At 49.1% G+C, this 9,046-nt stretch carries 11 protein-coding genes and 1 pseudogene; 6 read left to right on the forward strand and 6 right to left on the reverse strand.

Translation table 11 applies throughout. The annotated features are described in order from the left end of the window. Positions 1-47: 47 nt before the first annotated feature. The gene (locus tag M3212_RS17050) at positions 48-911 is read right to left on the reverse strand and encodes a LysR family transcriptional regulator (RefSeq protein ID WP_251195191.1); all 864 of its coding nucleotides are present in this window, start codon (positions 909-911) and stop codon (positions 48-50) included. A gap of 113 nt (positions 912-1,024) precedes the next feature. Here M3212_RS17050 and M3212_RS17055 point away from each other — a divergent pair, with 113 nt between their 5' ends. Both M3212_RS17055 and M3212_RS17060 read left to right on the forward strand, forming a co-directional pair. After that, complete coding sequence (locus tag M3212_RS17055) at positions 1,025-2,230, forward strand: YbfB/YjiJ family MFS transporter (protein ID WP_251195177.1); 1,206 nt, start codon at positions 1,025-1,027, stop codon at positions 2,228-2,230. Beyond that, positions 2,211-2,414, forward strand: coding sequence for a 2-hydroxymuconate tautomerase family protein (locus M3212_RS17060; RefSeq protein ID WP_251195178.1), 204 nt, complete (start codon positions 2,211-2,213; stop codon positions 2,412-2,414). Before M3212_RS17055 ends, M3212_RS17060 begins: the two co-directional genes overlap by 20 nt. 94 nt (positions 2,415-2,508) lie before the next feature. On the opposite strand, the gene M3212_RS17065 is transcribed toward M3212_RS17060, so the two are convergent. Continuing rightward, entirely contained in the window at positions 2,509-3,108 is a 600-nt protein-coding gene (locus M3212_RS17065; protein WP_251195179.1) for a Uma2 family endonuclease, read from the reverse strand. 188 nt (positions 3,109-3,296) lie between these two features. Here M3212_RS17065 and M3212_RS17070 point away from each other — a divergent pair, with 188 nt between their 5' ends. Continuing rightward, the gene (locus M3212_RS17070; RefSeq protein WP_251195180.1) at positions 3,297-3,770 is read left to right on the forward strand and encodes a DMP19 family protein; all 474 of its coding nucleotides are present in this window, start codon (positions 3,297-3,299) and stop codon (positions 3,768-3,770) included. Positions 3,771-3,875: 105 nt separating this feature from the next. Here the strand turns inward: M3212_RS17070 and M3212_RS17075 are convergent, their stop codons facing one another. From M3212_RS17075 to M3212_RS17085, 3 genes are read right to left on the reverse strand one after another with little or no spacing between them, the layout of a single operon-like run. Continuing rightward, positions 3,876-4,493 carry a DUF2306 domain-containing protein gene (locus M3212_RS17075; protein ID WP_251195181.1) on the reverse strand — a complete coding sequence of 206 codons (618 nt, stop codon included), beginning with the start codon at positions 4,491-4,493 and terminating at the stop codon, positions 3,876-3,878. Positions 4,494-4,508: 15 nt separating this feature from the next. Next, positions 4,509-4,925, reverse strand: a complete 417-nt coding sequence (locus M3212_RS17080) for a hypothetical protein (protein ID WP_251195182.1) — start codon at positions 4,923-4,925, stop codon at positions 4,509-4,511. A gap of 13 nt (positions 4,926-4,938) precedes the next feature. Beyond that, entirely contained in the window at positions 4,939-5,931 is a 993-nt protein-coding gene (locus M3212_RS17085) for a DJ-1/PfpI family protein (RefSeq protein WP_251195183.1), read from the reverse strand. 167 nt (positions 5,932-6,098) lie between these two features. Here M3212_RS17085 and M3212_RS17090 point away from each other — a divergent pair, with 167 nt between their 5' ends. The 3 genes from M3212_RS17090 to M3212_RS17100 are packed head-to-tail and all read left to right on the forward strand — an operon-like array spanning position 6,099 to position 8,366. Next, positions 6,099-6,803: a response regulator transcription factor gene (locus M3212_RS17090; RefSeq protein ID WP_251195184.1), complete on the forward strand. Its 705-nt coding sequence runs from the start codon at positions 6,099-6,101 to the stop codon at positions 6,801-6,803. Then, a complete protein-coding gene (locus M3212_RS17095) occupies positions 6,781-8,106 on the forward strand; it encodes a sensor histidine kinase (RefSeq protein WP_251195185.1) in 1,326 nt (441 codons plus the stop codon). The genes M3212_RS17090 and M3212_RS17095 overlap by 23 nt, the downstream gene beginning before the upstream one ends. Positions 8,107-8,123: 17 nt before the next feature. Next, positions 8,124-8,366 carry a hypothetical protein gene (locus M3212_RS17100; RefSeq protein ID WP_251195186.1) on the forward strand — a complete coding sequence of 81 codons (243 nt, stop codon included), beginning with the start codon at positions 8,124-8,126 and terminating at the stop codon, positions 8,364-8,366. A 242-nt stretch (positions 8,367-8,608) separates the two neighbouring features. Here M3212_RS17100 and M3212_RS17105 read toward each other — a convergent pair. Beyond that, positions 8,609-8,820 (reverse strand): annotated as a pseudogene (locus tag M3212_RS17105) (hypothetical protein); the annotation flags it as partial. Positions 8,821-9,046 lie beyond the last annotated feature (226 nt).

Below are 9,046 nucleotides of genomic sequence, written 5' to 3' on the forward strand. Positions count from 1 at the left end.
AAAAAGTGAACCTTCACTTTTTAGCAGCCTGGATTTCTATACCCAACTTAGAGCATGAGAGAGAGGTTCATAAATTCGCGCAAGGAAGCGGACAGATGCTGATCTTTGCGGTAAATGAAGAGCGTGTTGACCTTGCCGAATTGTCGTGGAATAGGGTGCAGCACCAATTGAGTTGCTTCGCTGTGCTTTTCGACGACGCTGCGCGGAAGCAGGCTGACCCCGAGCCCGGCTGAGACGCAGCCAATAATCCCGTCGAGTGTGCCAAGCTCCATCATCTTTTCCGGAATCACCCCTTCATAGCGCAGCCAGTCCTCGAAGCGGGCCCGGTATGAACAGCCGTTGCGAAAGACGAGAATGGTTCGGTTTTCGATATCTCGTAAAGAAGAGAGAGGCTGATGGAGCGTATCGGTGAGAAGCACAAGCTCCTCTTCAATCACCGTTTCGCAGACAAGATCGGGATGCTCGATGGGACCGGCAACAAATGCGCCATCAAGCTCATAGTGAAGCACGTCTTGAATGCTCTGTTCGGTCGGCCCAGTTTTTAAGGTCAGATCAACAGCGGGATGCTGGCGGTGAAAGGTTGAAAGCAACGCTGGCAAGCGGACCGCGGCCGTCGTTTCCATCGAACCGATCGTTAGAGAGCCTTGTGGCGTTTGATCATCCCTCATGACGCTTTCCATTTCTTCTAAAAGCTGAAACAGTTCATCCGTATAGGAAAGGAGTAATTTTCCTTTTTCGGTTAAGGTTGTACCGCGATTATGGCGATAAAAAAGCGTCGTTTGCAATGTCGCTTCCAATTGACGGATTTTGGCGGTGAGATTTGATTGTGCATAGTTGAGCTCATTTGCCGCCCTGGAAATACTGCCTAGTCTGGCAACAGCCTGAAAAAATCGTAATGCCTGAAAATCGATCGGAATCCCGCCTTTCCTATTGGCATATAAAATACAGATAGCAGAATATCTATTTTACGTATTATACCATATAGCAAGAAGCAGGTAAGATAAAAAAGAACGGAGGTGAAAGAGTGACGAAGCATCCTTTGCTCCTTTTGACAGGAGGAATTTTTGCCTTAATGGTTGCGATGGGGATTGGAAGATTTGCCTATACCCCGCTTCTTCCCCTGATGCAACAGGCGCTTTTCTTTACGGATGCAGACGCAGGCTATCTTGCTTCAAGCAATTACGCCGGCTATTTAATTGGAGCCTGTTTAGCGGGAATGCTTCCTTTGGCTAAAAGCAAAACCTTTTATGTCAGGACCGGCCTGGTGGTCAGCATTGTGACGACGCTCAGTATGGGGTTGACCACTTCCTATTTTCTAATGCTGCTGCTACGGCTTGTTTCCGGAGTGGCGAGCGCGTTTATTTTTGTGCTTGCTTCAAGCATCGTGCTCGATAAGCTGGCAGCGACGGGGAGAACGAGCTGGTCGGGTTTGTTCTATTCAGGAGTCGGGCTTGGAATCTTTTTCTCTACCTTATTTATTCCCGGCTTGCATCATCTGTTTGATTGGCAGGGAGTCTGGATTGGACTGGCGGCTGTCAGCGCACTTCTCGCGCTTTTCATTTGGCTGTGGCTCAAAGATTCACCTGGCCCCGCAACGAAACGGGAGCAGCAAATTAGCGCCATGCCCGCGCCACCCCGCAAGTGGCTGCCATGGTTAATCGTCTCCTATGGGTTGGAAGGGCTCGGCTATATCGTAACCGGAACGTTCATTGTCGCGATTGCCGCCAATACACCGGCCTTTAATGGTGACGCGACAGTTGTCTGGACGGTTGTCGGTTTGGCGGCGGTGCCATCCTGCATCATCTGGTCGATGCTCGCGAAAAAAACGGGCTATAGCAAGGCGTTGATGATGGCGATGGTTCTTCAGGCCGTGGGGATTGCCCTGCCTGTCTTTTCCTTGTCGCAAGTCAGCTTACTCATCAGTGCCAGCCTGTTTGGCGCGACGTTTATCGGCATTACGACATTGGCAGCGACACTGGGGCGGCAAATCAGTCCGACAAACAGCAACCGCGTCATTGGCTATTTAACGGCGGTTTATGCCGGAGGCCAGATGATTGGTCCGACACTTGCCGGCATCCTCTCCTCATACACGGGGAGCTATCATTCAGCTTTAATCGGAGCTGCGAGCGCTGTCTTCATCGGTGCGTTCCTGCTTGTCGGCGGAATTCGATACGAGCAGGCAGCTCCTAACAAGGAAAGGGGACATTTGCATGCCATATATAAACATTAAAATAACGAAGGAAGATGTAACACAAGAGAAAAAAGCGGAGCTGATCCGCGGAGCGACGCAATTGCTCGTCGATGTTTTAGGAAAAAATCCGAATACGACAGTGGTGACGATTGATGAGGTTGAAACGGATAATTGGGGGATTGCCGGCGAAACCGTAACGGTTCGGCGCGCAAAAGGTCACTAGCATCAAAAAGGAAGTATCCGGGCGGGCTGTTCGATTCGGTCCGCCTGTCTCTCTGTTGTAAAAGTAGCTGTGGGAAGAGCGCCGCCTACTGCTTCTAAGAAGAGCCGCCGCGCGTTTTTTTGATCGTCAGCACGTCTTTTACGACGAATGAGGCACAAGCAATTCGTTCAGAAAAAACAGTATCGTCCTGCGCAAAAAAGTTCAGCAGCTGGTAGCGACTTTCTTCTTTACGTAAGCCATATTGTTCAATTGTCAGGTTGGCATGATCGGCAATCCAGTATTCAGCTACGCCGAAGCTTGCATACGATTCCAGCTTTTCGGTCCGGTCCTGTTTCGCTGTGCTCGGTGAGATGATTTCAATGACCAGATCGGGCGGTCCGACGATAGCATGTTCTTCAATAATATGTTCACGACTTCTGTGGATTAGTAAAATGTCCGGCTGCCTTGTCTCTTTTTCAGAGAGAACGACGTCTATTGGGGCATCGAAGATAATGTACTCTGATTCGCATGAGTCTGTCAGTGTTCGCTCAAGCTTGTGACTGATACGCTGATGGGTCGTGCTTGGAGAAGGCTTCATTTCCAGGACACCATTAATGATTTCATACTGGTTTCCATCTTCAGGCAAGCGGTAATACTCGTCAATTGTCCAATTGTTTTCTTTAATACGCACCGGCTGAGGTTTTTTCTTTGTCATCTCCTTAGTCCTCCTTATTTTTCGATCATTTGCCCCGCGAAGCTATTCTGATGAAAGTACTCCAGTTGCTGTCATTATATAATAATGCTAAACCGGATGAAAAGCGGATTACCGGTATTTTCGTGCGATAGTTGGCTTGCGTGAGGTATGATGGAAGCAGGATTCATCAAGAACAGGAGCGTGAGTGGATGAAGAAGCCGAACGTAAACAAAAATGAAGTAAGGCAGCCTGAAGAAATCTGGAACGCGGTGATTGCAGCGCTTGTGGAATATGAGTATCCGACAGAAAGTGAGGCAGTCAATGATGCGTTCAATCTGTTTCACTACTACTCCGGGATGGAAAGCGGCGGCCATGAAGGCTTCCTTTCAGCGGCAGAGGATATGATTGAAGCGGTAGGAAGTGAGCATTATTTTCAGGAGCTGATAGCCGCACTTGAGAAGATTGGCGCTCATGACTGTGCGCGAATTGAAAAAGCATATGGGCAAAAATTATGGAGCTTGTATCAAGCGCTCGAACATGATGAAAGCGAAGAAGATCCGTTTTACAGGCTAATTGAAAAAGCCGATGAGGAATATGGCCGACTTGGCGGGAAGCTGGAGCAGATGCTGGAAGGTTACTTTATAGAACATTACCACGACTTCATTGATGTCGTGGAGAAGTAAGGTTTCAAAGAGCAGGGGGCAACTTTCCCTGCTCTTTTAGTAGTGTAATGCGAGAAAAGGCGTGAGATCCTTTGCCGGCATGGCCAAGGTCTGAAAAGACAGCATCTAAGCTGTGAGCATTTTCGCGCGAATGATCCACTCGGCCAGCAGTAGGTTGATGATCCAGCAGAGCCAGACGGCGATCGTGTAGGATGCACCGTAGGAAAAACCGACTGCATGATGGCTAATGGCGACAATGATATAAATTGTCATGTTGGCGAAGGAGAGCAGGAAGCTCCTTGTTATCCAGCGGCTATGCAAACCAATCTGTCGTTTCCTGGCATAGAAATAGCCGAGAAATGTCGTGACGAGCCACAGTGTATTTAATACGAGAAACCCGACGGTGCTGATCCAGCCTCCTGTTGCAAAGAAAGAGACGTAGACACCGGGAATGAAATTCAACAAAATCGACAGCACATAAATTCGGCCATTCCAGCGGTGAAAGCTCAGCGACTTTCGCCGAAGCGCCTTAATCACCCCAAGAGGGCCGGTTATCAGAGAAATGATGGCAAGAGCAATGTGAAGCTGGACCATCAGCAGCCAAAGCGCTTCATTTGTAAGCAGTTGATCCTTGCGGGAAAGAAAAGAGTTTAGGCTTGGATCAACGATGAAATTTTTTGAAAAGGTATGCAGCACCCACATCAATGAGAATGAAACGAGCAGGATTATTATCATTTTTTTCATAAACGAGTTTCCTTTCTAAGAAAACAGCTGACGGTTCGTCATGATGAACAAAGAAGCAATAATCATTAACGCTGTCAGCCAGCTGTACGCTTTTATTTTTGCGAGATGCGGCTGATCTTCAGCGTTTATCTGCTTCAATCGTTTTGTCATCATCCCGATCAATCCGGCTGCCAGGATGAGCAGGCATACAGACAGTCCGACCCAGAGCATGGAAGGGTGGGCTGAATAACGGACAACCAGCCAGCCTCCTGTCACGAATAAAGAAAGCAATGCATAATGACCGGCCCGGGTGAGGCTGATTATCGTTTGCAGGGCTGCCTTTCGCTCCTTGCCTGTCCGGCGGGTAACCGTGTGAACGACGAAAGGCAGCGAAAGGAAACTACCGAGAAACAAGGCGCTGACGACATGGACGAAAACAAAGAATGAATACATGGCCGTCACCTCGCTAGGAAATCCGTCTGCCAGTTAATCTGGATGCTGGAAGCAGACCGGCTTTTGCCTCTCCACGGAGCTGGTCATTCTCGACAACCACGCGGAATTTGAGTGAAAGCCGCATTGGTTTAGTGACATTCATGAACCACGTTCCTTCATTTCCTGCAAACGTGAGACGCTCCAAGGGGATGGTTTCCTCTCCTTGCGTCGCTGTCCCGGTGAGCCGGCCCTCCTTGTGAGAGAAGTTAAATAAAACGTCGAGTTTTCCGATTGGGGTGGCGATCGTCGTCTCCCATTTCCCCTCAATGTTTGAACGGGTATCTGTTTTGGACAGAGCAGGGAGCTCAGCTTCGGCTTGCTGCTCTGGCTTTACCGGAGCGCTGCCGCTGTTCCTCCAGACCGTTCCCCGGCGCTCGTAGTCAAACAGCTGTTCAACAGAGAGAGCAATCCGCGGCCCAAGCTCCCGTTCGACTAAATATAGAGCCACATCCAGTCCCGAAGTGACACCGCCGCCGCTGACAAGGTCGCCATCATCGACGACGCGGGCATGAACAGGAATGGCGTCGACCGCTTTTAACAGCTCCATTCCGAGATGGTGGGTGACGGCATGGCGCCCTGATAATAAACCGGCCATTGCTAAAATGAGTGAGCCGCCGCACACTGTCGCGAGCAGAAGATCAGGCTTTCCCACCGCCTCTTTAAGAAGAGGACCTAATTCTGTATTGGCGGTCTGCTGTAGTTTGTGCGGAATCGAGTCCGGACCGTCATCAACCGCTCCGGCCGCCCCGGGAACGAGGATTAGGCCGGAGCGCGTTGGATCAAGTTCGGCGCTTGCCGGAAGAGCCAGCTGGTTAACGCCGCTCTGCACAAGCCGCGCTCCTTCGGCCGAGACGAGCTCAACCGTGATTTCTTGATCGCAGCAGGCCGCGGCCGCTGTAAATACTTCATACGGGGCGATAACGTCCAATACATCAAAGCTGTCAAACAGGACAATCTGAATATGCATGGTGGTGACCTCCAATTTGAGTGTTATCTTTCTACAAAATGAGAATAGCAATCAGATGTCTCAAAATAAGGAGCAAAAGCATCACAAAAGGATCACAACTTGTTACGTTCGTTTGTTGCTTGTGGGAAAAATGGTAAACTGGTTGTGGTTGAAAGGGGTGGGGATCGATGAAGCATACGGTGTTAATCGTCGACGATGATCAAAGTATTGTTGAACTGTTACGTGACTTTTTACGGAATGATGGATTTGAAGTGATAACAGCCTATGACACCGGACAAGCGCTGGCCCTGTTTGCTGAAAGTAGAGTTGACTGTATGATCATTGATATTATGATGCCGGGACCGGACGGTTTTGAATTATGCCGTCACATTCGTCAAAAAAGCAACGTGCCGATTTTGTTTCTAAGTGCCCGCAGCGACGATGTTGATAAAATTCGCGGGCTCGCTCTCGGAGGCGATGACTATATCGTCAAAACAGCTTCGCCAGGAGAGATCATAGCCCGGGTGAAAGCTGTGTTGCGCCGTGCCGCCGGCCGGCAGGGCAGAGAAAGCATGGTGCTGCGTTACGGCGGGCTTAGCTTGAATGTAGCAACGCGGGAAGTTGAAATTGATGGGAGGCAGACATCGCTCACCCCGAAGGAATACGAATTATTAAAGCTGCTGGCCGAGCATCCTAAGCAGGTGTTTACATATGAGCAGCTGCTTGAGAAATTCTGGGCTGGAGTTGGCGATAAACATACCGTGCGCGTCCATCTCAGCAGACTGCGCGAAAAAATTGAAGCGGAGCCGAATGAACCGCAATATATTGTTAACGTTTGGGGGATTGGCTACCGTTTTATAGGAGAACGAGATGAAAACGATTCGGATTCGTAAATTTACCTTGCTCAGCTTATTTTTTATTTCGCTTGTTCCGTGGGTGTTCTTAGTGACTGCTCATGTCATCAACACAAAGACTTTCAGCTTTGATCTGACGGACTCTCAGGAAGCCAATTTTGAACAGACAGCGCGGCTGATTGAAGCCAATATGGAAAACTGGACAGATCAGGCCTGGCAAAGGCAATTTTCCACTTACTTGCAAGAGCTGGATGTTGAGGTGGAGATTGTTTCAGCTGCGGGTGAGGTGATTTTTCAATCAAATTCTGCGGGGGAGAGCCGCTTTTCAATAAGTGAACAATTTTCGCTTGTCGAGGATGGAAATGTCACAGCCCGCGTCCTCATTTATCAGCAAAATTCCCGGGCGATTCAGCTGATCGCGGCGTTTGCCGGATTTCTTCTGGCGCTGTTTCTCATTGGTCTGGCGATGAGGCGCTGGGTCATCACACCGCTCGAGCAATTAAGCTTCAATGCGCGCCGGCTGGCGGATGGGGATTTTGAAGTGGAGCTGCCTTCCTCGAGAATGAAGGAAATCGCCGATGTAGGTGACGCGTTTCGCGTGATGGTGGCAGGGCTTACTGAGTCGTTCCGGAAGCAGGTTGAGCTTGAAGAGGAGCGTCGTTTTGTCATAGCGGCGGTCGCCCATGATTTGCGCACTCCTTTATTCGCTTTGCGCGGCTATTTAGATGGGCTCGAGCAGGGAATCGCCCGGTCGCCGGAGCAAGTCTCGAAATATGTTGCGGTCTGTAAGGAGAAGTCGGGCCAGCTTGACCGGCTCGTAGAAGAACTGTTCACTTTTACGAAAACGGATTATAGTGAAAGTCCACTTCAACAACAGCCGGTCGACTTTGGCGAAGTGTGCAGGCGAGCGGTTGAGACGATCAAACCGCAGGCGCGGCAGCGGGAGGTATCTATTTTAGTAAAAGAGGCTGAGGCATCATGCTCTGTACTCGGAGATGGGCATTTACTGGAACGGGCGCTCACGAATATGTTGGACAATGCGGTGCGGCACACCCCTCAAAATGGTAAAATTGTTATCGAATATGATCTAATAGCTGATAATGTCCGCTTCATGATCCGTGATGAAGGAGCCGGCTTCACCGCTGAAGAGCTTCAGCGTGTTTTTGAACCATTGTACCGCGGCGAGGAATCGCGCAACCGGGCGACAGGCGGAGTTGGATTAGGATTAACGATTGCCCGGAGAATCATTGGGCGGCACGGCGGCGAGCTGCATGCCGCTAATCATCCGGACGGAGGAGCGATGCTGAACGGTTGTATTCCTGTGAAGACTGAAAATGGATAAGTTGAGAGGGCGGGATGATGATGGAAAAATATTATTATGCGGTGACGTATGATGTTTGCAAGCATGATGATTTTTGCATAGATATGAACGAATATCCGGTTAAGGCCGCCGCTGACATGAAAGAGCAAGCGAGCATATTAGCTTATCAGGATAAAGCCTCCTTAGTTAGAATCTATGAAACGAATACAGGGGAATTGGAAGGTGGCAAACTGTATAAGGAATACACATTTCCACAATATGATTGCGGCTGCGGTGGCTAAAAGGAATTTAGTTTCCTGCGCTCGTACAACCGTCGCTACGAGGAGTCTCAAAGAGTTGAAAAAATCATTTTGAGGCTTCAGACCGTAGACGAAACGGGGCTGTGACAAAAGGTTGTTTTTTTTACCTTTTATCCCAGCCTTTAAGCAATGAGCGGAACCGCCACGATCTTTTAAAGCCCGTTGTGAGTGGGTTGCTCATAACGGGCTTGTGGCGTGTGAAGCCATTGCCAGTAGGTCCAAAGCTAGTTTTGTCTCAAACTCGTTTTTACGTTATTTTGTCTCTTTTGGGTTCGTGACACTGGAGGATGTTTGTTTCTCCAGTGCCAATTGGCTAATTTTCTTAGGTTCATGGAAGCAATAACAAGCATCGCCTGCAACCCATGCTTTTGTGTTTCAAATCTGCAAAGACACATTCAATCATTGCTTTCCGTCTTACATAGATCTCTCTATTTATGGTCAAGCAACCTCCCATTTTTTCCCCTAGCCAAAGCGGACGGGATGGGAGGGGCGACTTCTGCAGGAGGAGAGGACAGGTTGAAGCCCTTTTGAGGCTTTTTTTTTCTTAGACGGCACAACTAACACAATGGTTTAGTTGTGCCTTAACCATTTGGTTTCAAGATTGTTTAAATATTCATTTGGTGCCTTCTTGAACCTTCTTTGTTTTGTATGTGTGTAAATAC

The organism is Halalkalibacter oceani (assembly GCF_023715705.1).
GTDB lineage: Bacteria > Bacillota > Bacilli > Bacillales > Bacillaceae_D > Halalkalibacter > Halalkalibacter oceani_A.

Excerpts from the sequence above, each read along its gene's own strand:
- M3212_RS17065 (WP_251195179.1), bottom strand. The coding sequence starts at position 3,108 with ATGACAAAGAAAAAACCTCAGCCGGTGCGTATTAAAGAAAACAATTGG.
- M3212_RS17070 (WP_251195180.1), top strand. The coding sequence starts at position 3,297 with ATGAAGAAGCCGAACGTAAACAAAAATGAAGTAAGGCAGCCTGAAGAA.
- M3212_RS17075 (WP_251195181.1), bottom strand. The coding sequence starts at position 4,493 with ATGAAAAAAATGATAATAATCCTGCTCGTTTCATTCTCATTGATGTGG.
- M3212_RS17095 (WP_251195185.1), top strand. The coding sequence starts at position 6,781 with ATGAAAACGATTCGGATTCGTAAATTTACCTTGCTCAGCTTATTTTTT.
- M3212_RS17090 (WP_251195184.1), top strand. The coding sequence starts at position 6,099 with ATGAAGCATACGGTGTTAATCGTCGACGATGATCAAAGTATTGTTGAA.
- M3212_RS17085 (WP_251195183.1), bottom strand. The coding sequence starts at position 5,931 with ATGCATATTCAGATTGTCCTGTTTGACAGCTTTGATGTATTGGACGTT.
- M3212_RS17080 (WP_251195182.1), bottom strand. The coding sequence starts at position 4,925 with ATGTATTCATTCTTTGTTTTCGTCCATGTCGTCAGCGCCTTGTTTCTC.
- M3212_RS17100 (WP_251195186.1), top strand. The coding sequence starts at position 8,124 with ATGATGGAAAAATATTATTATGCGGTGACGTATGATGTTTGCAAGCAT.
- M3212_RS17060 (WP_251195178.1), top strand. The coding sequence starts at position 2,211 with ATGCCATATATAAACATTAAAATAACGAAGGAAGATGTAACACAAGAG.